Genomic DNA, 22,759 nt, shown 5'->3' with positions numbered 1-22,759 from the left:
ACTATTTTGCCTGCGGGTTCGATTCCCGCCGCCTCCACCATTTCGTATCCACAGCTTTTCAAATTCCGTCAAAACTCGGTTGTTCGGCTATAATCGACGCCTATGGGCGTCATGCGTCAGCTGCCGATAGCCGGCTCGATCGGACTTGTGGTGACCGTGCTTGCGATCGCCACGGCGGTTACGGACGCAGCTGCGCAGTTCGATCGCAGCTATTTTCTGAAACACCTGAGAGAGAAAGCGGCGTTCGCGCCCGAAGACCTAGCCGCTCTCGAGGCGGGACAGACCGTCGTCAAGACCATCAAGACCGGCGATAAACAAGAGACCGCAGTGGTCGGCGTTGTAAGAACCACACTTGACGGGAGTGTCACATTAGATCGATTCAGAGCGAGTTTTTCACAGAAACGCAGCGACGAGATCGGTCCCGGAGCGAAATTCAGCTCGCCGCCGATCAACGATGACCTGCGATCACTCGAACTTGAAGAAAAGGACATCGAGGAATTAGAGAGATGCTTCGTCGGCAACTGCGATCTGAACATGACCGAGAAGATGATCGTTCGGATCAACGCGTCGGTCGATGGATCGGCGGTGGATCGCAGCCAGAAAATGAGCGAAGCCTATCGGACGCTTTTGGCCGAGATCGCGGCGGCATACGAAGCGCGTGGGGCAGCGTCGCTTGAACCGCTCGTGAACCGGCGGAAACCGGTACCGATCGGGGAAGACCACCGATCGCTTCTGAGCAGATCGCTGTTCCTGCGCGACGCAGCGCCAAAGTTGTATTCGTTTCTTCAGAATTTCCCGAAGGGTGACGACGATGTCGAGAACGCCTTGTATTGGTCGACGGTCGAATTCGGCCTGAAACCGATGATCGCGATCTCGCACGTTGCCGCCGATGCAGAAAAAAGCGGCGGCGGAGAGCGATTCGCGATCGCAACTCGGCAAATATATGCCAGCCGCTATATCGATTCGTCTCTGACCCTTTCCTTCTTGTTTCGATTTGCAGACGACGGTAAGTCGGAGGCGTACCTCGTTTTTGCAGATCGGACGCGCTCGGATGCTTTAGGCGGCCTGCTTGGCGGAATTGCACGCTCGGTTGCAGAACAGCAGGGCAAAGAACGCGTAAAGCAGATTTTGGAAAGGTCGCGAGATCAGCTGAAAGCAAGCCTGGCGGTCACTCCGGCGGGGCCTGAGCAGCCGCAAACTGACACGGCAAGCGGCACATTGACCAACCGAGCCGTGATGATCATCGCGGCCTTGGCCATCCTGGCAGTGGCGATCGCGGTTTGGCTGATGAAACGAGATCGTTTCAAACGATAGCGTTTATTTACTCTTTCTCGAGACGCTTTGTGATGGTTCAAAATCTAGCCCGGTCAGATCGTTCTCCAGCGTAATGAAACGTGTTTCGAACGCATAACCCTTGTGAGCAACGGTCGCAGTATAGCTCGAGCCGCCACGCAGTCCGCCGATCGTGTAGTATCCGAAGGCATTCGTGATCGCTGAAAACGTCTCACCATTTTCACCGACAAGTCGGACCGTGGCACTGGCGATAGAGCGTCCGCTGCTTTCGTAAACACGTCCGGAAACACTCACCCGTCCTGAGCTGGGTACCAACGAGATCGAGAAATTTGCAGACGAGACACCCGCCGGCGCGACAAATCCAGCTTCGCGGACGCGAATTCTTGCCTGAGTGGTCGTCGTTCCCGGTACCGTCCAGGCAAACGATCCGGAATTGGCGACATTTGTGGCGATCGCCGAATAGGTTGTCCCGCCGTTCGTTGAGAGTTCTATTGTGACGTTTCGGTTGAAGCCGCCCGTATTGTTCCAGGTGATATTCACATTGTTGCCGACGAGCACAAATCCGCTATTCGGCGTCACATTTGTGATCGTATCCGGCACATTGTCGGTCGTCGTATCGCGATACCAGCCGATGTCGCGCATCAATTGTCTAGATAGATCAAGGTCGATCGGCAAACCGGGATTTATCGACGGTTCCATCAAAAGGTTAGGTGTTGCCAGGGTACTGAAATGAGAGACCGAAGACCCCGAGGCAAAGGTCGTTGGAGCGTGAAGATGAACCCTTCCGGCCGTGTCGCGGCCCGCCGTAAGGAAGTCGGACGAGATCACCACATTCGGGCCATCCCAACGCAGAGCGCCGTTGCTTACCGCAGACGCTTGCCGCTGAGCGTCGGTCATTGCATTCCAATGCAGGCCGGTCACATTATCGTACATGAACCTCGACCAAACATCGGGTAAGCCTCCGTTCAGCGTACCGGTGCTGCCGTTTGCAAAGGTCGAGAATCCAAGCCCGTGACCCATTTCGTGCAAGACGACGACAAGCAGGTTTATTCTCAGCGATGGCGTCGAGTTATCGAGGCCGTAATACCATCGGCTGCCTGCAGCAAGGCATCCGGTATCGATCTGAGAATTGAATATCGTATTGATGTCCGGATTTGCCGACGAGAGATCAAAACCCGCCTGTTTGTTTGCAAGGGCGGCATGGTACCAGGTGCCGGTAAGTTCGGCACCGCCAAAATCACGTATCAGATAGGTTGTGCCGGCGGACCCAAGTACCGCACCGCTCGTCGAGCAGGTCTGGGGGTTCATTTGGGCGCCCACAAGGATCGGCACATTGGAATCAAGAAACGCCCCCCATATAGCACCGGCAAAATTGAATACGTTAAGCCGCTGCTGACCGCGGGTTGTTCCGCTGTTCCCGCCCTCACCGACAACAAAGGCCGGGAGGGTGTCATTAAATCCCTCATTCGCGCCGTCATTGTTGACGATGGTTATTGTCGCACTGGAGGGGGAGGCAACGACCTCGTTCAATACAGCTTCGCTTACCATTCGGCTGTAGAAAAGAAATTCATCGACGCTCATTCCATGCCGCGTCGCGATCGATTCGATGTCTTCTTCTGGAAACGGAGTTGCGATCGGGCGTCCGGTATCAAGGTCCCGCCCGAAAAACTGATTCGCCTCGTCGATGCTTGTCACACATGCGGCAACCGGATCGCCTTTCGCATTTATTTTACCGATCACCACGTTCTGAAAACGGCCGTCGAGGTTTAGTGCGGTGCCGTCGCCGGGGGTGACAAATTCTTGGAGCCCGTCGGTGGTGCGGTTGGTAAGCGAACGGATCAAAGCGCCGAGCTGCCGGTCATCGGTACGCGACGGCTTTTCATTCATCGCAGTGTCGCCAAGCCGCTGTGCGGACGAGCGGCCGAAGTCCGACAAAAGGCAGATACACAAAGAGAGCAAGGAAACGGTCGTGAAGATGACGGCTTTTCGCATCAAGATTTCTCCGGATTTCTTTAGATGATGGCGCGGAAGGCTTGAGGTTCCGCGACGGGTAATCGGGCGGGGGATCGATCAAGGTCGCTCCCTGCAAAGGGCAGGAATATTTTATCGAATCCGCAAATGTTTGGCAATACGAAAATTGAACAGTGTTTAACACTCAAGTTGGATCAAGCACCGGATGCCGGTCACAGGCCAAGCTGATCGTTCCGAGCGACCAAATTGACTTTCGGCCGCGCGGTCTCTATTCTCATTGCTTTCTGCCGGATGTGATTCAGAATGGACAAGCCGAACGAGATAAAGAGCCTGCCGATCGGTATTTTCGACTCAGGCGTGGGCGGCTTGACGGTCTACCGGGCGCTTCACGACCGGTTGCCTAACGAACACTTCGTTTATCTCGGTGACACGGCACGTGTTCCTTACGGGACGAAATCCCTGGCTACCGTCGAACGATATGCGCTTGAAAACGCACAGTTTCTGGCAAAACGAGGGATCAAGATGCTGGTCGTTGCCTGCAACACGGCATCCGCACTCGCATTGCCGTCGATAAGGTCGCAGATCGGGCTCGATGTGGTCGGCGTTATCGGCCCGGGCGGGCGAAAGGCGGTCGAAGTGACCATGTGTGACAGCCCGCGGATCGGTGTGGTAGCAACCGAGGCGACCGTAGCGAGTGGTGCGTACGCCGAGGCCATCCACCGTGCTTGTCCGGAAGCCGAGGTGTTCCAGACGCCATGCCCGCTATTCGTCCCGCTTGCAGAAGAGGGTTGGACGAACGAACCGGAGACCTTCTCGATCGCCGAACGGTACCTTGCGGCAATGCGCGACCTCAAGCCGGATGCCCTTGTGTTGGGATGCACGCATTATCCGATCTTGCGCGACGTGATCCAACGAACGGTCGGCGAAAATGTTACGCTTATTGATTCAGGCGAGGCGACCGCGGACGAGGTGGTGACGCTCTTGCGTGAAAAAGACCTCGCGAACCCGAACAGTGTGACCGGCAGCCGGAGATTATGCGACGACATCGACCATTTTTTTGTTACCGATGCTGCGCAACGTTTTGGCCGGGTGGCTGAGCGGTTCTTGGGAATAAGGCCCTCAATACTCGAGGCGATCGAGCTATCCGCGATCGGTAAGTAAATTCGTACGCTGCCGTGCAGCTCGAACCGGAAAATCTTGGAGACCACAGCATTCTATAAACTTAATGACCTACGAACGCACAGATAAACGCACCTACGACCAGATCAGAAACACAAAGATCACGCCGAACATTTCACCATATGCCGAGGGTTCGGCGCTCATCGAGGTTGGCGGTACCAAGGTGATCTGCACCGCATCGGTCGAAGACCGCGTTCCGATGTTCCTTCGCAACAAGGGCCTGGGCTGGGTCACGGCTGAATACGCAATGCTTCCGCGGGCGACGAATACCCGAACCCAGCGTGAAACGCAACGTGGCCCGTCGGGCAGGACTCAGGAGATACAACGATTGATCGGCCGAAGTTTGAGGGCGATCGTAGACACCAAGCTACTGGGCGAAAGGCAGATCTACATCGATTGTGATGTGATCCAGGCCGATGGCGGTACCAGATGCGCCTCGATAACGGGTGCATACGTGGCTCTTGCTCTCGCCTGCCGCCGATTGCTAAAACAAGGTGTCATTAAGACATCGCCGATCCTTAGCGAGGTTGCGGCAGTAAGCGTCGGGATAATCGAAGGCACGTCGATACTCGATCTTGCCTACACCGAAGATTCGGAAGCCGATGTCGACATGAACGTCGTTTGCACCGGATCAGGCAAGTTCATCGAACTGCAGGGAACTGCTGAACGCGAACCATTCTCGCGAGAGCAGATGGACGAGATGTTGATACTTGCAGAGATCGGGATAAATAAGCTGTTCGAGATCCAACGCAGCGTGCTTGCGGGCTGACCGTTCATTTATGACGAAGCATCTTTCCCGGAAGCGAGCCTGTTATCTTGCCGTTCTCCCAAACCGGCGATCCGCCGACGAAGACCGTCCGGATGCCCTCGGAGATCAGCTGGGGCTCGGTAAATGATGCACGGTCGATCACAGTTTTTGGATCGAAGAGAACAAGATCTGCGATCATTCCTTTTCGTATCAAACCGCGGTCCTTCAGGCCCAACCTTGCGGCGGGCATTGAGGTCATTTTACGGACGGCCTCTTCGAGCTGCAGCCATTTGTTCTCTCTCACAAATCGGCCAAGTACGCGTGTGAACGTCCCGGTGCCGCGCGGGTGCCGGCTTCCGATGCCGCCGTCGCTCGAGACCATCACCCATGGCGTTTGGTAAAACGCCTTTACATCAGATTCCGTCATCCCGTGGCCGACGACGCCGGCACCACCTTGCTTAACGATCTCGATATACACGTCGACCGGCGTTTTATTTGTCATCGCGGCGATCTCAGCGAGGTTCTTGCCCTCGTATGCCGGAAACGCCCGGCAGCTTGTTATCAACACTTTGTCAGGCCCGCCGATCGCGTCGATCCCTTTCTGGACCTCGGCCCGGTCTTCGTGTTTACGGCTCGGCACAAGTACCGTGATCGTCGAAGCCCAGGCAGTATACGGATAGGCGTCAGCGGTGACGTCCTGTCCGGCCTTTCGTGCTGCATTGACCAAGGCGATCGCATCGGCCGACTTGCCCCAAACGCTGCCGTTGCCCATTTTCAGATGAGAGATCTGCACCGGTAACTTCGCCTCGCGCCCGATCCGCAGTGCCTCGGCTATGGCCCGAAGGACACCTTCCTCTTCGTCGCGCATATGGGTCATGTAGATGCCGCCATACTTTGCCGCAACCTTAGAAAGGGCGATCAGTTCGTCGATGTTCGCTGAAAAACCTGCATCGTATTCCAACCCGCTCGAGAGTCCGAATGCCCCCTCGCGCATTGCGGAATCAAGGAGTTCGATCATTGCAGCCGTTTCGACCTGAGTCGCCTCACGCCTCAGGCCGCTTTTCATGACAAGCGTGCGTAGTGTACCGTGACCCATGAACGCCCCGACATTCACCGCAACTTTGCCTTCTATGCTTTTCAAATAATCGCCGATCCTGTCGGGCGAACCGCCGTCAGGTCCGACCATCAATGTCGTGATCCCCTGCGAGACCTGATTGGCCGCGGTGCCCTCGCGCAAAAGGCCCGATTCGGAATGGTTGTGGATATCAATGAATCCCGGCGCAACCGCAAGCCCGCTGCCATCGATGACCCGATCGCTCTTGTTTGGCTTCAGTCGGCCGACGCCGACGATCCTTTCTCCCGAAATACGAACGTCCCCGATGATGGCCGCCCGTCCGCTGCCGTCGATTATCGTGACGTTTTGAATGAGTATCGGGCCGACCTGGGCAGGTGCCGCGATGGCCGCGATCATGACAAGAACAATAGTGAAGAATGAGGCAAAGGTTGAGTTCATATTCTAGTGAATCATATTCAATAAAGCCGAATGAGTCCACCGCCATATCGGACGGCTTTTGACCTTCTGCCCTCGCGAACATAGAATGAGGTCATACTAACTATGGAGATTTCAACATTTGAGCGAGAAACAGTTTGAAGGCAAAGCGGCGATCATCACCGGCGGAACGCGCGGCATCGGGAAAGCCATCGTATTGGAACTCGCCGCGCGCGGGGCTCACGTAGCTTTCAATTTTTCGAAGAGTTCGGACGAAGCCGAGAGGCTCGCGGCCGAGATCCAGCTTTTGGGCGTGAAAGCGTTTTCGGCTCAATGCGATGTTGCAAATACCGAGGCGGCTGCCGATTTTGTGAAGCAAGTTCACGCCGAATTCGGCAAGGTCGATTTTTTGGTCAATAACGCCGGCATCACGCGCGATCAGCTTATTCTGCGAATGAAAGAAGAAGATTGGGATGCCGTGATCGATACTAACCTCAAAGGAGCTTGGAATTTTTCAAAAGCCGTTCTTCGTCCGATGATGAAGAACGAGGAAGGCGGTTCGATCCTTAACATATCATCGATCTCGGGCGTAGTCGGCATGCTGGGCCAGTCGAACTATTCGGCCTCAAAGGCCGGAATGATCGGCCTCACCAAATCGCTCGCGAAAGAAGTGGCAAGCCGCAAGATAACGGTCAACGCACTCGCTCTCGGCTTGATCGAGACCGAAATGGCATCTGAAATGAACGCCGAATATCGCGAGAAGATACTTTCTCAAATACCGCTCGGCCGGCTCGGTAACGTCAGCGAAGTCGCTGAGATCGCTTGTTTCATGCTTTCCCCGTCGGCCCGCTACTTGACCGGCCAGGTGATCCAGCCCGACGGCGGATTGGCGATGTAAATGTCATACGAATTTCAACCCCCCGAAAATGAGCCTGAGGTCTCACCGGTCACACCGGAGGAATACCTCGCGGAACAAAAACGATCGATCCGGAAAAAAGCGTATTGGGCTCTGGGGATCGGCGGGCTAGTTGTCATCGTACACCTCGGATGGCTCCTGCTTTTTTCGATGGCCGGCATGGAACCTGACTTTTCGGTCCTTTTGCGAAGCGTGTTTTTCATACTCGGGCTTTTTGCCACGATCGCCGGTTTGTACGGCCTGTATTACGCCCGCAGCCTTTCTCTTGCTGATATCATCCCTTCCGAGGAGGCGATCGAGTTTGCTCGCCGTTCCGAAACGTCGACGGCTTATTACACGATCATTCTGATCGGCTGCATTCTGGCCGTTTTCATTGCTCAGACCGTTGCCGGTCTAGAGCAATCGGTCGCTGCTGCCGGGTTCGTAAAGCCCGATTTCGCCGAGAAAGGCGAATATTGGCGTGTGCTTACCGGCGGAGCACTTCATGGCGGACTGCTTCATATTTATTTCAATTCGCAGGCGCTTTTCGGATTCGGCGGGTTGATGGAATACCTTTCGAACCGTGCGCATCTTGCTATCGTGTTTTTGCTCGCCGTTGTCGGCGGCGGGCTGCTTAGCTACGTATTCATGCCCGATGGCACTTCGGTCGGAGCCTCCGGCGGGATCATGGGATTGATCGGTTACCTCGCTATTTACGCCTATCGGAGAAAGGAGCAACTCCCGCCCGATTTTCTCAGGAGTATGCTTGTCAACGTCGGGTTCATCGCTGCCTTTGGCCTGATCGCTTACCAGCTTGTCGATAATTTTGCCCACGTCGGGGGATTTCTGGTCGGGGCGGTATATGCTTTCATCCAGGTCCCCAAAGATCTTACTGCGGATCCTCGGCGAAGCAGCACGGCACTCGACGTCGCCGGAACGGTCGCGATCGGGATCTACATCGCCGAAGCGGTGTTTGCGATCCTGCGAATAACGGACGTCGCCTGACCATGCCTCGCGTACGCGTTCATCAACATGTAAATCCGCTCTCACCGTTCTATCGGCGCGAGCCCACGCCGATCGACATCGAGACGGCATTTGCCGATCCGGACCTGCCGCTGCTGCTCGATATCGGATGCGCACGCGGCAGGTTTTTGCTGCGAATGGCCGAGGCTGAACCGGAATGGAACCACCTCGGCGTCGAGATCCGACATCCGCTCGTCGACGAGGCGAACCGTCTGGCAGAGGAAGCCGGCCTTGAGAATCTGCATTATTCGTTCTGCAATGCGATGCTCTGGCTCGGACGGCTTCTCGAGGGAATCCCCGATGGCAGCCTGCAAGCCGTCACGATCCAGTTTCCCGATCCGTGGTTCAAAAAGAAACACGCCAAACGCCGGATGGTGAACAATGAAATGGTCGCGACCATTGCACGCCATCTTTCTTGCGGCGGCGGCGTTTTCATTCAGACCGATATCGAATCGCTTGCAGAAGAGATGTTTGCGCTATTTCGAGCCGACGGCCGGTTCTTGGAATCGCCGATCGACCATAACCCGTTTCCTGTGAAGACCGAACGCGAAAAGGCCGTGGAAGACAAGTCGCTCGCTGTCTACCGGGCATCCTGGACCCGGCTGTGAAGCTATTTCCAGTTCTTCTCTTTTTTAAAGCGCTTTACCAGCATGTCACGCCGGAGCTTCGGCAGGTGATCGATGAATAGCTTCCCGTCGCAGTGATCGGTTTCGTGCATGAAAGCACGCGCGGCGTAGCCTTCGGCGTCGCGTTCGAACCATTCGCCTTTTTCATTCTGGGCACGGAGCCGGGCTTTAAGGGGGCGGACGACGACGGCCGGAACCTTGCCTACCGACAGGCAGCCTTCCTGGCCAGATTGTTCGCCTTCCGTGTGAATTATCTCAGGGTTAGCGGCGATAAGTTTGATGCCGTCGCAGTCCATCACAAACAGCCGCAGGTTCAGCCCGATCTGAGGTGCGGCAAGCCCGACGCCCTCAGCGTCATACATCGTCTCGAACATATCGGAGCATAGTTCGGCCAGTTCCCGATCGAACTTTTCGACCGGCTTACCAACCTCGCCAAGGACCTTTTCGGGGTATTCGGTGATCTTTCGGACCGCCATAAGAGAGAACGCAGTAATTTACCTTAATGAGATGAATTAAAAGCTTTGGCTCATCGAAACTCGCTCTTGATCTATCTGGGAATCGTTCCCGAACGGGCTCCTCGGCGAAAATCCCGTTTTGCATTGAAACCCTTTTCATCGCGTGCAAGGCATTGCCAGCAAACATTCGATCGTTCGTTGGTCGGCGAAAGGAACGTGTTGTAATGAGTCATTTCGCGGTCGCACGTACCGCAGCGGACGGCTGGTTTCTCGATGGTCTTAGGATCAATGGCGGTGATCATTTTGTTTGTCTGAATCGAATTGACTATCTAATCAGTTTAGGGTGATTTCAACAAAATTGCCAATATGCTCCTTGATACGTGAATCTCATCGATATCTAGTTGACCGAGAGCCGTGTGCCGTCGGCAACGCTGTTCGGCGGATGCAATATCACTCTTTCGCCTTCGGCCAGGCCGCTCGACACCTCGACGAACGCCGGCGAACGGTGCCCGATCTCGATATTTCGCAGTCGTGCTCTTGAGCCATCAATGACGAAAACGCTCCAGTGATCGCCCTGCCGAAAGAGAGCACTCGCAGGCACCCGCAATACGTCCTTGCCATCCCAAAGCACGATCTTGACATCGACGCGATAATTGTCGCCGAGGCGATCCGGGACGGATTCAAAGTCGGCGATCACGTTGACCCTTTGCTCTTCGACACCGAGCGTAGAGACCTTTGTGAACGCCTGAGGTTCGATGGCGCGAACACGAGCCTTAAGCGATCCCTCGCCGCCCCAATTCTCGATCGACACTGCCATATGAGGCTTTATCTTCGTTGCGTCTGCCGACAGCACATCGGTCACGATCTCGAGCTGCGATGGCTTGCTCACCTCGGCGATCGGAGCGCCGGCCTGGACGATCCCTTCGCTTGTGACAAAGATCCTTGTGAGAACGCCGTCAACCGGAACGTAGACGTTGTAGGCGTAGGGATAAACACCGCTATCGGGAACGCGGCTCGGATCGAGCGGCCGCGGCGGTGCCGGGTCAACCCGCGTCAGAACATAGCCCTTTGGAACGCGATCGCCCTCGTGAAGCTGAATGCGGAACATCTTGCCGGAAACCGGCGCCGTGATCGTAAACCGCTCGTGGTAGCGCGTTTTTCCCTCGGCGTCTATCGTCGACTGAAGCTCGCCGCGTGATACCGTCCCCGCTTCGACGGCCACCGCATCCGACCTGAAAATCGCAAAGTAAACCAAAACGAGCAGCGACAAAACGCCGCCGGCGTAATAAAGGTATTTTCGGTTCGGAAATTTCATCGTCCTATTCCCGTGTCTTCAGTACTGCGATCAGATCCATTCGTTTGATCCGGCCTGTCACCAGCAAACCCGAGACGATCGCAGCAACCACGACGATCAGCCCAGATAGAAAAAACGTTCGAAATGAAAACACCAGCGGCAGCCGAACGATCTCGGCATCGATCACCCGCGTTATCAGGTAACAGGTCGCAATACCGATGATGTAGCCGATCGGAACGGCTGCCGCCGTCAACACCGCCTGTTCGCCGAGCAGCATCTTGCCGATCTCTTGTTGGGTAAATCCGAGCACCCGAAGAGAGGCAAGCTCACGGCCCCGCTCGGCCAAAGCTATCCGAGCGCCGTTATAAACTACACCGAAAGCGATCGCACAGGCAAAGCCGATCAAGAAACTGGTCGATGTACCTATCGTCTTGGCCATCGTGTCATTAAAACTATCGAGAGCGGCATCGGGCAGGCCGACCCCGGCGACCGCAGGCGTACGTTTCAGCCTGGCGTTCAGCTCATCCAGATGGTCGGCGTCGACCGAAAGAAATGCGCCGGAGATGGTATTTTCTTCACGCATCAATCGATTCAGCGAACGAATTTCCATGTAAGCGCCGAGGCCGAGTAGTTCGTCAGCGACATCTGCGATCGCAACTTGACGGACGGGCCGAGCACCCTCGGTCACCTCGACCGTGACGAGATCGTCCTTTGTTATTCCCAATGAATCCGCTAGAGTTCGTCCTAGGATGATGCCTTCGGCCGGAAGGTTTATCACGTTCAGGTTCCTGTCAGCAATGCGCCGCAGTTCACCGCGACCTTGCAGACCTGTGAGCCCGACGCGGCGCGTCCGGTTCTCAAACCGCAGTTTTGCCGGGACGATCCTGTACGGTTCGACCCGGGTCACACCGGGCATCGAGGCAAGTTCATAAACCGTGCGGCCGGGCCGCGGTTCGTTGAACGTGACCTCGACGTCCTCGCGCTGAACCTGATCGAACTGGACGGTCACTATTCGAAAGATGGCGTCAAAAAAATAGAAGCCGACAAAGAGCAATGCGATCGAAAGCGAAATGCCGAAGGCTGAAAGAAGCGATTTGAACGGCTGCCTCACGATGTTTCGCACAACGATCCGCCACTCCATCGAAAGCCATCGCCTTATGCCGGCGTTTTCGACGAATCCCGCGTGAAAATTGGCCGGCGGTTCGGGCCGCATCGCCTCGGCTGGCGGAAGAGCAACTGCATTTCGAACTGCCCCCGCAGCACCGACGGCCGCAGCCGCGAGACTTATGACCAATGACCAACCGATCACGAGCGGGGAGATCGAATATTCCAACACGGGAAAGTGAAAGAACTCACCGTACAGGGCGTTCATGCCGGTCCCGAACCATGCGCCCAGTCCGATACCGGCAACGATACCGCCAAATATTGCGATAATGGCGAGCTTGAAATAATGAATGCCGACCTCGCTGTTCGTATATCCGAAAGCTTTCAGCAGTCCGATCTGCTCGCGTTCGACATTGACTAAGCGAGAAAGGATCAAATGCAGGAGAAATGCCGTTACTCCGAGAAAGATAGCCGGAATGAACGTTCCGAAGACCTCGAGCTCGGCAAGCTCGTTCGAGACGAACCGATGCGAATTCTGGTCGGCACGGCCGTAGGCCCCAAACCCTCCGTATTGCTCCAACGTCCGATCGAGATGTTCGATGACATCGCTTTCGCTTGACCCGGGAGCGAGCGTCAGCGCGACATCATTGAACGAATCTTCCATCTGAAAGACCGATGCAACGGTTCGGGCGTTCATCCACAGAATTCCGAATCGGCGGTTGTCAGGGAAAATATCGCCCGGCCTTATCTCGTAAATATACTCGGGCGAAAGTGCGACGCCAACAATGCTGAGCTTACGCAGACGGCCGTTCATCACCGCATCGATGGTGTCCCCGGGGTTCAGGCGATTCGCGTCGGCAAACGCACCGCTGATCATCACTTCATCGATGCCGGTCCTTTCAAGCACGCGCCCTCGAAGCAGAAAAAGGCCATTGAGGCCGCCGCCCGGATCTGTGACGGAGACGAGCCGTCCCTGAGCAGGTTCGGGGAGGTCTGGCAGGTCGATCGTGACCTTTGTTACGACGCGGGTCTGGACGGCGGCAACGCCTGGTATTGCAGCGATCTGTGCTGCGACCGAATCGGGAGCCTGCTTCAGTCCGGCAAATACATCGCCGAAGCGGTATAGCGTGTAATAGATGTCGCGGCTTTGGACGAGCGATTCATAGCAGCTGCGCATCGCAACGAACGAAGCTACTCCGCAGGCCACAACAAGCGCCGTCGCTATTACCTGGCCGCGGAGATGCCAAAGGTCGCGAACGAGTTTTCGGTCGATCGGCTTCATTTGTTACCAAACAAGTTCATCCGGACTAGCCTTGTGTTCATTACTTTCGATCGAGGTGATCCTGCCGCTGCCAATGTGGATGACGCGATCGGCCATAGCTGCGATCGCGGCGTTGTGAGTTATCACCGCCGTGGTAGTTCCGAGTTCGCGGTTAACACGACCGATGACCTCGAGGACGATCTTGCCGGTCCTTACATCGAGTGCACCGGTCGGTTCATCGCAAAGCAGGACGTCGGGCTGTTTCGCGATCGCCCGGGCGATCGCCACTCGCTGCTGTTCGCCGCCCGAAAGCTGAGCGGGAAAGTGGTTCAGCCGTTCAACAAGCCCGACCATTTTGAGAGCCTCTTCGGCAGGCAAGGGATTCTCGGCAATTTCGGTGATCAACTGTACGTTTTCGAGTGCTGTCAGGCTCGGGATCAGATTGTAGAATTGAAAAACGAAGCCGACGTGCTCACGCCGAAACCTTGTCAGTTCGGCATCGGTTGCCGATGTCAGGTTGTGGTCGCGATAGATCACGGTGCCTTCGGAAGCGACATCGAGGCCGCCGATGATGTTGAGCAGCGTAGATTTGCCGCTTCCCGATGCCCCAAGCAAAACGGCGAACTCACCTCGGTAAAGGTCAAGATCGACCGACTGCAGAGCCCTGACCTCGACCTCGCCCATCCTGTAGATCTTTGAAAGGCCGCGAACCTGAAATACGGCATCCGGCTTCAGATCGGTTAATGCGATATTCGTCATTTCTATCAGCTGAAGTGGCGTGTGTTCCGATATACTCTGCATAAATCTTCCGGAAAGCAAGCCCGCTCGATCGTTGAACAAATAGGCGTTCTATCGATCATGATGCAATCCGACTGCCATATCCTCGGCACGGTGATTGAGTGTACTTATGACATATGAAACTCAGGATACAGGGCAATTCAGTTCGGCTTCGGCTAGCCCCCGAAGATATCAAGAGATTTGCGGAGCACGGAATGATCGAGGACTCGATCAGGTTCGGCACGACGGACGATTCGGTCCTGAGCTTTGAGCTGAAAGCGACCGAGGTCGGCGACCGTTTCCACGCGTCGTATCACTCAAATCGAATCATCATCGATGTCCCACAAGAACTAGCCGGGCACTGGATCGATACGGAACAGGTCGGGATCAGCGGCTCGATTCACCTCCCCGACGGTGTCGAACTCACGATATCGATAGAGAAAGATCTATTTCGCGGGTCGCCGAAGAGAGGGGCGGACCTATCAAAAACTGCCCCCGAACCGAACCTGAAGAACGCGTTTACGGCGGGTTGAAATGCGCGAAATATCACGCATGAATTGAGTAGAATTGCACACCAGGACGCACCGAAACGCCGGTGTAACAAGAGGTATAAGAAAATGACACAAACAGGAAAACGACACAGCTGGTCGACATTCTTGAAGTTTTTCAGTCAACAGTATCAAGGCAGGAAGACGCGGATCGGCGTTTTCGAGGATGGTAACGATTACTGGCTGGAGTCAGGTCTGCCATTAACCGGAATCGATATCGACACTCATTCGGACGAACCTGAGGTCGAGATCATTCTCGGTTCATTCACCCATCGCGTTGTGAACGTAAGGTCGATCACCATACATTTCAGCCAATCGGGCGAGGAAGACGGGATCGATGTAACTTCGTTCGACGGAAAGAACACCATTCTGCGATTCGAGGATGTCTGATGCTGCCGTATCACGCGTTTTTCGGAGCTGATGATCGGTGTCACCGCATCGATTCGATGATATCGGAGATGTCCTTTTCGGTCGTATCCGGGTTGATGAAACAGAAGCGAGAGACCGTCTCGTGAAGTCCATTGGTACGCCATTTCGTCGGGGCGACGAGCGCAAATCCGTCGCTGTGATTCTTATAGGTCCAACGATTGTAATCCTCGGCTTTCCAACCTTTTCGTCGATAAAGCACGTATGACAGGCTCGGCTCGCGGACGAGTTCAACGTGGTCGGCGCTTTCGATAATACGGCCGGCGATCAACGCAAGTTCGATACCGCGTTCGATCGCGGTCGCATATCGGTCAGTGCCGTGCATAGCCAGCGAGAACCAGAGCGGCAAGCCCCGCACACGCCGGGTAAGCTGGATCTGGTAATCGGCAGGATTAAAACCTCGTGCTCCCTCATCGTAAAAGATGTCCAGATAAGACCCGCCCTGCGAATGTGCGCGTCGGGCAAATTCAGGCTCGCGGTAGATTACCGCGCCGCAATCGTAAGGCGAAAACAGCCATTTATGCGGATCGATCGTGATACTGTCGGCCATTTCGATCCCATTGAAAAGATGCCTGACCGACGGCGCGGCAAGAGCACCTCCGCCGTATGCTGCATCGACATGAAACCAAAGCTTTTCGGCCCGGCATAACTCGCCGATCCCTGTAAGGTCGTCGATGATCCCGGCGTTCGTTGTTCCGGCTGTCGCGACGACCGCAAAGAGGCGGCCGCGTTCCTCTGATGAAAGCGCGTTTATCCGATCAGCGAGCATCCGGCCTTCAAGCTCGGCCTCAGTATCGATGAGCATTACGTCGGCATCGATCACCTTTGCCATCGCCCTGACCGACGAATGGGCACCTGACGACGTGATCACGATGCCGCGGCGAACGGCCCGCTCAGCATCGCTCTCACGCCAGGCCTCGCGGGCGGCGACCATTGCAGAAAGGTTCGCTTCGGTCCCGCCGCTAGTGAATACTCCGAATGCACCTTTGGGGAGTCCGGTCAACGAAACGAGCCATCGCATCGCTTCATTCTCGGCAAAAATACAGCCGCCGCCCTCCATCCAAAACGCACCGTGAACGCTGGTGGCAGAGGTGACGAGATCGAACATGATCGCAGCACGCGTCGGTGAGGCGGGAACGAACGCAAGGTGACGCGGATGGTCGATCGGCACACTTGCCTTCACAAGGACGTCGCGAAACAGTTTGAACGCGGTCTCACCGCCGATCCCCTTCGGCGTTATGGTATCGCCGGTCAGGGCCTTCAGCTCGAGCTCGCTTTTTGGTTTACCGAGATGCGGGTTGGTGTCGGTAATGCGGTTGATCGCATATTTCATGACGTCGAGCGTCATCTCGATCAGGTCAATGTCAACTTCGTGCATTTATTTGTTCGTCTTTGCAGTTCGTTCAAAAGGGGTTATCACACGGATGCCGGTAATTGCCGAGATCGATCGGCCCATCTCGGCAGCCTGATCGGGCGTAATGGTCTTCAGCAGCCGCGAAGTACTGTGCGTCTCGGTGACGTTACCGCGCGATTCGATGTTCCAACTCGCCGGAACCGGGCGGAGCGGCAGGTTGAGTTCCACTTCGTTCGGGCCAAGATCGCGGTAGATCGAAGCGAGTTTCTCAACCTCGCTTTCGTCCGGCTGGCTGAGGATCATTGTCTGGATCCCGAGAAACCCGTCGAAGTCGGCCCGCAGGGTCCTTATCCCGCCGATGATCGATTCGAGTGTGATCCCCGGAGCAGGGCGGTCGATTCGTCGAAGTACATCGTCGGACCACGCGTCGAGCTTGCAGTAGATACGGTCGGCATTCCCGATCTCGTCCCGAACTGCTTTGTCCCCAAGCATCGTCGAATTGGTAAGCACGGCGATCGGTTTACCGGTCTCACGCCGGATCGCTTCGATTGTTTCACCGAGATTACGGGCAAGTGTCGGTTCGCCGCTGCCTGAAAAAGTGATGATATCGGAATTGCGCCAATCGGATACCCGCAAGTCGCTCAGAATACGGCTAGTAGGAACAAAGACGGCCCGCTCGGTGATCAGCCGGTTGATCTTACCAAGCTGACAATAAACACACGCAAACGAACAGATCGAATCGATGCAGAGAACGTCAACGCCTAAGGAACGGCCAAGCCGCCAGGAATTCACCGGGCCATAGATACAACTGTTCGATCCAGCCTCCATCTGATCACACGCGTAGATAATAACCGAAACGGGGCAAATCGGCGGTGATCAAGCTCACGCATTGAAAAATATCAGCGCTGAACGGCCAGAGCGGAAGCATTTGCCTCCATCTCGACCGCGTTTGGAAATAAGACGTTGTTCTCGAGGTGAATGTGCACATGAAGGTCGCGTTCCAGTTCCGCAAGCCTGTAATACAAACCCGTGAAACTCGGGCACGCATCGGGCGGCGTTACGTAATCATTGGTCAGTTGGCGCATTTTGGCCAGCAGATCGCCAACGGCCTCGTGTTCCATTGACATCATTTGTATCGGATGGCCGACCGTTCCGAACGGCGGGATCGGCGGTAAGAGCCCCTTTTTAATGTTTCGGGCCATTCGGTCGATGTAGGGGAATAGTACGGTTTCCTCTTTCATCATATGCGGAATAAGATCGTCGGTCATTTCCTCGAATACGGACTTCAGCTCGATGAGCTCAGGGTGGTTATCGCCGTGTACGCGGGCCACCTTCTCCATCAATGGGGTAAGGTTGGCGAGCTCGTCCCTGGTAAAGACATGATGTTTGTCAACGATGTGATCCATGAGTTCGGGCAATGACGATTTATCTTTCATGTCATCCCGAGAGGTCTCGGCCTCAGGCAGAGCTTCGATCCTCGCCATCACTTTCACGGGGTCAACACCGGCTTTCTCGCACGCATCCGACAGCAGTTTTCTTCCGCCGCAACAGTAATCGATCTTGAATTCCTCGAAGACGCGAATCGTCTGCGGCAGCTCCAAAGCGATCTCTCGCACCGTTTTTCCTTCCAAAGTTTGCATAGATCCTCCGATATCCAATATTTCAAATGCTATTATCGAACTACGCGATCGCAGTAAAAATGACTTGAATCATATTCGTGAGGATCATTCTTGGAACGGATCGGAGCTTACATATTGACCGGCGGCCAGAGCAGCCGAATGGGAACGCCAAAAGCACGACTTAAGATCGGCGGATACAGTTTTGTTGAAATTGCCGCTCGTGCTCTCGGGGCTGTCTCTGAAGATATCAAGATCGTTGGCGGGGTGATCCGCGAATCGGATAAATGGGCGACGATCCCCGACGTTGTCACTTGCGGTGCCCGCGGCCCGCTCGTCGGGATCTATTCCGCATTGTCGGATTGCAGTTCAGCGTGGGCCTTCGTACTGGCGTGCGATATGCCTTTTGTCTCAGCGGACCTGATCGCCTATCTGGCATCGGTAGACCGCGTTGGGTTTGATGCGGTTGTCCCGATGCAGGCAAATGGTCGTGCCCAACCGATCTGTGCTCTTTACAGAAGAGCGACTTGTCTAGCGGCAGCCGACGAACTGATTCGTGGAGAGGATCGAAGTCTGCATGCCCTTCTGGAACGGATCCGCGTCCGTCCGGTACCATTTTCAAGCTTCGAGTTGATCGCGAATTCGAAAGACCCTTTCATGAATGTCAATACGCCTGAGGATCTTCGTATCGCCGAAGCTCGTTATTTGAACAGCAAAACTTTTCGAGATCAGATCGGGCTTACCTCATTACCAGTCCACCCGCCGCCAATCTTTGGTAAAGCTGAATAGTGTTTGGATCAATTATAAGTCCACGGATAACAGCGAGATGCCTTTCATTGATGGCAGCCATTGTCGTCACGGGCTCGGTCGCGGCTCAAGATCGTGTGTTATCGGTCACGGCGCGTGATTCGTTCGGCCAGCCGGTAATGCCGACGAGTGCGGTGATCGTTGACGCAGCCAACAGCACACGCCTGTGTTCTACCGTCTCCGGAAGATCTCAATGCTCGATCCGCGAAGGTGACGTTAAGGTGGTCGTCTCGGCCAGGGGATTTGAAGACGGCTCGGTGCCGATACCGGCAGATGAAGCAGAGCGCGTTGAGGTTGAAGTGCAACTGCGGCCGGCCGGGATCCGGGAACAGGTCGTCGTATCGGCAAACCGTGTTGAAACGCGTCTTGGCGATACACCGGTGAGCGTCTCGATCATAGGACGCGAAACTCTTGCTTCGGCCGCCGCGCCGACACTCGACGATGCTCTGCGACAGGTTCCAGGGTTCTCGATCTTTCGGCGCTCGAGCAGCCGAAATTCGAATCCGACGACGCAAGGCGTTTCGCTTCGCGGCGTAGGAGCAAGCGGAGCCAGCCGGTCATTGGTATTGTTCGACGGCGTGCCGCTAAACGACGTATTCGGCGGTTGGGTCCAATGGAACCGGATGGCCCCGATCGCCGTCGAGCAGGTAGAGGTCGTTCGCGGCGGAGCCTCAAGCCTTTACGGGAGCGGATCTCTCAGCGGGACGATCGACATCATTCCACGGTCGGCCGCCGAACCGCTTTCGCTTGCCGGTGATCTTTTCGGCGGGACTCAACGGACGATCTCTGCGTCGGGTTTTGCGGGCGGTAAATTCGGCAATTGGGCAGGCGACATCGCTGTCGGCCAGTTCAAGACAAGCGGCTTTATTACGGTCGACGAGGCGGAGCGCGGGGAAGTCGATTCGGCCGCCGGGGTCTCATCGACCACCGCCAGCGGACGTCTAGGCCGCGAATTCGGTGCGCAGCTCAAATTATTCGTACGCCCGTCGTATTTCACTGAAAACAGAACGAATGGAACTCCGCTGCAAACCAATCAGACACACTCCCGAAGTCTCATCGTTGGGGGCACGTGGTCACGATTCTCTCGGCCTGCCCTTGATACCTCCGATTTCGATGTGGAGTGGCGGCTCTACGGCGGGTCTCAGGTGTACGATCAGACGTTTTCAGCGGTGAATGCCGGTCGTTCCTCCGAGAATTTGACACGCCTGCAGCGTTCGCCGGCACGGTATTCGGGCTTCTCGGTTCAGGTCGGTACTGTATTTAGAAAAAACACGATCATCGGCGGGTTTGAAGGACGCTCGGTTCGCGGATCGAGCGACGAAGTGGTCTTTGTAAACAACACTGCTTCATCGTTGGTCGGATCTGGTGGGCGAGAACATTCATTCGGCGCCTTCGTGCAGGATATACTCGCGCTCGGCGAGCGTGCGGTCATATCGGGAAGTGTTCGTTTCGACCGCTGGAGCAACGAACGCGGACTCTCGGTCTTGCGCAATCTTGCGTCCGGAAACATCACCGTTACAGAATTTCCGGATCGTCAAGAGTCTGCTTTCAGTCCACGACTGTCGGCCTTGATAAGGGTAAACGAGGCGGTGTCATTTCATGCTTCGGCCTCGAGGAACTTTCGAGCCCCGACGCTCAACGAACTCTACCGCGGTTTTCGGGTCGGCAATGTCGTCACGGTCGCCAATGCCGCTCTGCAGGCCGAGAGAGCCTCGAGCATCGAGGCCGGATCAAGCGTGGTCATTCGGGGAATCTATCTCAGAGCGACCGCGTTTCTGACCGATGTCGATCGGGCGGTCGCGAACGTGACTATCGGATCGACGCCTGACCTGATCACACGGCAAAGGCAAAACGCCGGGAAGACAAGGGCGGCCGGTTTTGAGGTCGATGCGGAAAAGCGGTTTGCGGATCTTGTCGTCAACGCCGGGTACATGTTCGCCGATTCGCGCGTCACCGCATTTTCAGCAACCCCGCAATTGGTCGGACGGAAGATACCTCAGGTGCCGCGCCATCAATTCACGGTCCAATTCAGATATACTGTCGAAAAATGGTCGATATCGGTTCAAGGCCGCGCCGCGGGTCAACAGTTTGACGACGACCTCAACTTATTCCGGCTCGAACCGTATCTTCAGGCCGATCTGTTCGTCAGCCGTCGGATCAAAAAGAGCATAAGCGTTTATGCCGCGGTCGAAAACATTTTCAATTCGCGCTATTCCGTTGGCCGAACGCCCGTCAGAACGATAAGTTCGCCGCTCAATCTACGGATCGGGGTTCGCTGGAAATAAAAAAAGGCGGGACTCGCCCGCCGATCGAAAATGATCTTTTCCCGCCGCTATTCAGGCTGGCCCTTGCATCCCGAACCGAACAATGCAGGCTGCTTGGTGCTGATGATCGGATAGTTCTCAGCCTCTTTATTGATCTCGAGCCACGGCAAATATTCCTCCGGTATCGACATATCAGAAAATATGGCCTCGACCGGACATTCCGGGAGGCAAGCGTCGCAGTCGATACATGTGTCCGGGTTGATCAGTAGCTTATCGGGCAGCTCGTGAAACGCCTCCACGGGGCATACGGCGGCACAGTCGGTATACTTACATTCAACACACGGTTCGGCAACAATATAGGTCATCTGGCAATAAGTCTCCTCTCTATGGGTGCAAGACCAAAGTAAAACCGTAATATCCAGAGCGAAACTTGTCAAATCAGCCTAAACAAATGGTAAAATGCGGCATTTCATAGGACAATCAAGTAAAATTTCGGCACGGAGAATCGGATGAAAAATATCAGAGCTGAGCGCGATCTGGCGCTTGAATTCTTACGCGTTACAGAGGCGGCTGCGATCGAATCGGCCAAGACGATGGGACAAGGCGACCGCAAACACTCAGACCATGTAGCGGTCGAGGCAATGCGGGAAGTGATGGATACGGTCCCGATGCGCGGCCGGATCGTGATCGGCGAGGGTGAACGCGACGAAGCTCCGATGCTCTATATTGGCGAGGAGTTGGGCGGCGGAGTATTCTCGGACGAAGCGCGGGCCGAGTTTCCCGAGGTCGATATTGCCGTCGATCCGCTGGAGGGAACGAACCTGTGCGCTCTCGGAGCAAATAACGCGATCGCCGTATTAGCGGCAGCAGAACGCGGCGGACTCCTGAACGCGCCGGATATGTACATGGACAAGATCGTCGTCGGGCCATCGTGCCGCGGGGCCGTTGACATCGATGCCCCAGTTGCCGAAAACCTGAAGAACATCGCCCGCAGGCTTGGCCGTGACGTCGAAGATCTGACCGTGATCTGTCTCGACCGTCCTCGTCACAAGAAGCTTGTCCAGGACGTTCGCGATTCGGGTGCCCGGATCCGCCTGATCTCGGACGGCGATCTTTCGGCTGGAATATCGGCGGCCGTTGCGGGTACCAATATTCATGCACTGATGGGCATCGGAGGCGCCCCCGAAGGGGTGATAACCGCGGCGGCCATGAAATGCCTTAACGGCGAGATACAGGCCAAACTCGTATTTGACCACGACCGGCTCGGGGTTGACCGCACAAAGGTCCCGCCGCTCGAGCAGCTGCTCGAACGTATCCATGAGATGGGGATAACCGATACCGATAAGATCTACGATACGAATGACCTGGCACCCGGAAAGAGGATAATTTTCGCTGCGACGGGCGTCACCGACGGCTCGCTGCTCAGAGGCGTCCGCTTCTTTGGCGAAGGGAAAAGGACACATTCGGTGGTCATGACGACCGATTCGAAAAGTATTCGGTTCGTCGATACGGTTCATGTCGAGGGCGGCCCTGATGCCGTGATCCGTTTCTAGGAATTCAGCGTTAAATCCGCGTTTTTAGTGTGCAAATCGCGCAAACACGGTGGTTTTTCTTGGCATTTTTACCAGG

At 55.6% G+C, this 22,759-nt stretch carries 22 protein-coding genes; 11 read left to right on the top strand and 11 right to left on the bottom strand.

What is annotated here, in order from left to right; all coding sequences use genetic code 11:
• Positions 1 to 102: 102 nt before the first annotated feature.
• The gene (locus IPM28_08350) at positions 103 to 1,314 is read left to right on the top strand and encodes a hypothetical protein (GenBank protein ID MBK9173005.1); all 1,212 of its coding nucleotides are present in this window, start codon (positions 103 to 105) and stop codon (positions 1,312 to 1,314) included.
• Between the two features lie 3 nt (positions 1,315 to 1,317).
• Here the strand turns inward: IPM28_08350 and IPM28_08345 are convergent, their stop codons facing one another.
• Positions 1,318 to 3,285, bottom strand: a complete 1,968-nt coding sequence (locus tag IPM28_08345) for a carboxypeptidase regulatory-like domain-containing protein (GenBank protein ID MBK9173004.1) — start codon at positions 3,283 to 3,285, stop codon at positions 1,318 to 1,320.
• 282 nt (positions 3,286 to 3,567) lie between these two features.
• Here IPM28_08345 and IPM28_08340 point away from each other — a divergent pair, with 282 nt between their 5' ends.
• Positions 3,568 to 4,425 carry a glutamate racemase gene (locus tag IPM28_08340; GenBank protein ID MBK9173003.1) on the top strand — a complete coding sequence of 286 codons (858 nt, stop codon included), beginning with the start codon at positions 3,568 to 3,570 and terminating at the stop codon, positions 4,423 to 4,425.
• A 64-nt stretch (positions 4,426 to 4,489) separates the two neighbouring features.
• A complete protein-coding gene (gene rph, locus IPM28_08335; protein MBK9173002.1) occupies positions 4,490 to 5,212 on the top strand; it encodes a ribonuclease PH in 723 nt (240 codons plus the stop codon).
• A gap of 4 nt (positions 5,213 to 5,216) precedes the next feature.
• Here the strand turns inward: rph and IPM28_08330 are convergent, their stop codons facing one another.
• A complete protein-coding gene (locus tag IPM28_08330) occupies positions 5,217 to 6,704 on the bottom strand; it encodes a D-aminoacylase (GenBank protein ID MBK9173001.1) in 1,488 nt (495 codons plus the stop codon).
• A gap of 118 nt (positions 6,705 to 6,822) precedes the next feature.
• Here IPM28_08330 and fabG point away from each other — a divergent pair, with 118 nt between their 5' ends.
• Genes fabG through trmB form a run of 3 tightly spaced genes read left to right on the top strand, consistent with a single transcriptional unit; the run spans position 6,823 to position 9,206 of the window.
• Entirely contained in the window at positions 6,823 to 7,578 is a 756-nt protein-coding gene (gene fabG / locus IPM28_08325) for a 3-oxoacyl-[acyl-carrier-protein] reductase (protein MBK9173000.1), read from the top strand.
• On the top strand, positions 7,579 to 8,580 hold the full coding sequence (locus tag IPM28_08320; protein ID MBK9172999.1) for a rhomboid family intramembrane serine protease: 1,002 nt from the start codon (positions 7,579 to 7,581) through the stop codon (positions 8,578 to 8,580).
• A gap of 2 nt (positions 8,581 to 8,582) precedes the next feature.
• Positions 8,583 to 9,206 carry a tRNA (guanosine(46)-N7)-methyltransferase TrmB gene (trmB, locus tag IPM28_08315; GenBank protein ID MBK9172998.1) on the top strand — a complete coding sequence of 208 codons (624 nt, stop codon included), beginning with the start codon at positions 8,583 to 8,585 and terminating at the stop codon, positions 9,204 to 9,206.
• 2 nt (positions 9,207 to 9,208) lie between these two features.
• Here trmB and def read toward each other — a convergent pair whose 3' ends face one another.
• The 5 genes from def to IPM28_08290 form a co-directional block, all read right to left on the bottom strand.
• Positions 9,209 to 9,700, bottom strand: coding sequence for a peptide deformylase (def, locus tag IPM28_08310; protein MBK9172997.1), 492 nt, complete (start codon positions 9,698 to 9,700; stop codon positions 9,209 to 9,211).
• 71 nt (positions 9,701 to 9,771) lie between these two features.
• Complete coding sequence (locus IPM28_08305) at positions 9,772 to 9,981, bottom strand: hypothetical protein (GenBank protein MBK9172996.1); 210 nt, start codon at positions 9,979 to 9,981, stop codon at positions 9,772 to 9,774.
• Positions 9,982 to 10,076: 95 nt separating this feature from the next.
• On the bottom strand, positions 10,077 to 10,994 hold the full coding sequence (locus IPM28_08300) for an HlyD family efflux transporter periplasmic adaptor subunit (protein MBK9172995.1): 918 nt from the start codon (positions 10,992 to 10,994) through the stop codon (positions 10,077 to 10,079).
• A 4-nt stretch (positions 10,995 to 10,998) separates the two neighbouring features.
• Entirely contained in the window at positions 10,999 to 13,359 is a 2,361-nt protein-coding gene (locus IPM28_08295) for an ABC transporter permease (protein ID MBK9172994.1), read from the bottom strand.
• A 3-nt stretch (positions 13,360 to 13,362) separates the two neighbouring features.
• Positions 13,363 to 14,097 (bottom strand): ABC transporter ATP-binding protein, encoded by a 735-nt coding sequence (locus IPM28_08290; GenBank protein MBK9172993.1) that lies wholly within the window; start codon positions 14,095 to 14,097, stop codon positions 13,363 to 13,365.
• Positions 14,098 to 14,252: 155 nt separating this feature from the next.
• On the opposite strand from IPM28_08290, the gene IPM28_08285 reads away from it, so the two are divergent.
• A complete protein-coding gene (locus IPM28_08285) occupies positions 14,253 to 14,648 on the top strand; it encodes a hypothetical protein (GenBank protein MBK9172992.1) in 396 nt (131 codons plus the stop codon).
• An 84-nt stretch (positions 14,649 to 14,732) separates the two neighbouring features.
• Complete coding sequence (locus IPM28_08280) at positions 14,733 to 15,053, top strand: DUF5335 family protein (protein ID MBK9172991.1); 321 nt, start codon at positions 14,733 to 14,735, stop codon at positions 15,051 to 15,053.
• Positions 15,054 to 15,093: 40 nt separating this feature from the next.
• Here IPM28_08280 and IPM28_08275 read toward each other — a convergent pair whose 3' ends face one another.
• The 3 genes from IPM28_08275 to ric form a co-directional block, all read right to left on the bottom strand.
• Positions 15,094 to 16,467, bottom strand: a complete 1,374-nt coding sequence (locus IPM28_08275) for an aminotransferase class V-fold PLP-dependent enzyme (protein MBK9172990.1) — start codon at positions 16,465 to 16,467, stop codon at positions 15,094 to 15,096.
• On the bottom strand, positions 16,468 to 17,271 hold the full coding sequence (locus IPM28_08270; protein ID MBK9172989.1) for a radical SAM protein: 804 nt from the start codon (positions 17,269 to 17,271) through the stop codon (positions 16,468 to 16,470).
• A 71-nt stretch (positions 17,272 to 17,342) separates the two neighbouring features.
• Complete coding sequence (gene ric, locus IPM28_08265) at positions 17,343 to 18,083, bottom strand: iron-sulfur cluster repair di-iron protein (GenBank protein MBK9172988.1); 741 nt, start codon at positions 18,081 to 18,083, stop codon at positions 17,343 to 17,345.
• Positions 18,084 to 18,173: 90 nt separating this feature from the next.
• Here ric and IPM28_08260 point away from each other — a divergent pair, with 90 nt between their 5' ends.
• A complete protein-coding gene (locus tag IPM28_08260; protein ID MBK9172987.1) occupies positions 18,174 to 18,848 on the top strand; it encodes a molybdenum cofactor guanylyltransferase in 675 nt (224 codons plus the stop codon).
• Positions 18,849 to 18,898: 50 nt separating this feature from the next.
• Positions 18,899 to 21,151, top strand: a complete 2,253-nt coding sequence (locus tag IPM28_08255; GenBank protein ID MBK9172986.1) for a TonB-dependent receptor — start codon at positions 18,899 to 18,901, stop codon at positions 21,149 to 21,151.
• A 47-nt stretch (positions 21,152 to 21,198) separates the two neighbouring features.
• Here the strand turns inward: IPM28_08255 and IPM28_08250 are convergent, their stop codons facing one another.
• The gene (locus IPM28_08250; GenBank protein ID MBK9172985.1) at positions 21,199 to 21,495 is read right to left on the bottom strand and encodes a 4Fe-4S binding protein; all 297 of its coding nucleotides are present in this window, start codon (positions 21,493 to 21,495) and stop codon (positions 21,199 to 21,201) included.
• Positions 21,496 to 21,639: 144 nt separating this feature from the next.
• Between IPM28_08250 and glpX the strand changes: the two genes are divergently transcribed.
• Complete coding sequence (gene glpX, locus IPM28_08245) at positions 21,640 to 22,683, top strand: class II fructose-bisphosphatase (protein ID MBK9172984.1); 1,044 nt, start codon at positions 21,640 to 21,642, stop codon at positions 22,681 to 22,683.
• Positions 22,684 to 22,759 lie beyond the last annotated feature (76 nt).

The organism is Chloracidobacterium sp., assembly GCA_016716305.1.
In the GTDB taxonomy this organism is placed as follows: domain Bacteria; phylum Acidobacteriota; class Blastocatellia; order Pyrinomonadales; family Pyrinomonadaceae; genus OLB17.
This window is presented reverse-complemented; position numbering and strand designations above follow the sequence as displayed.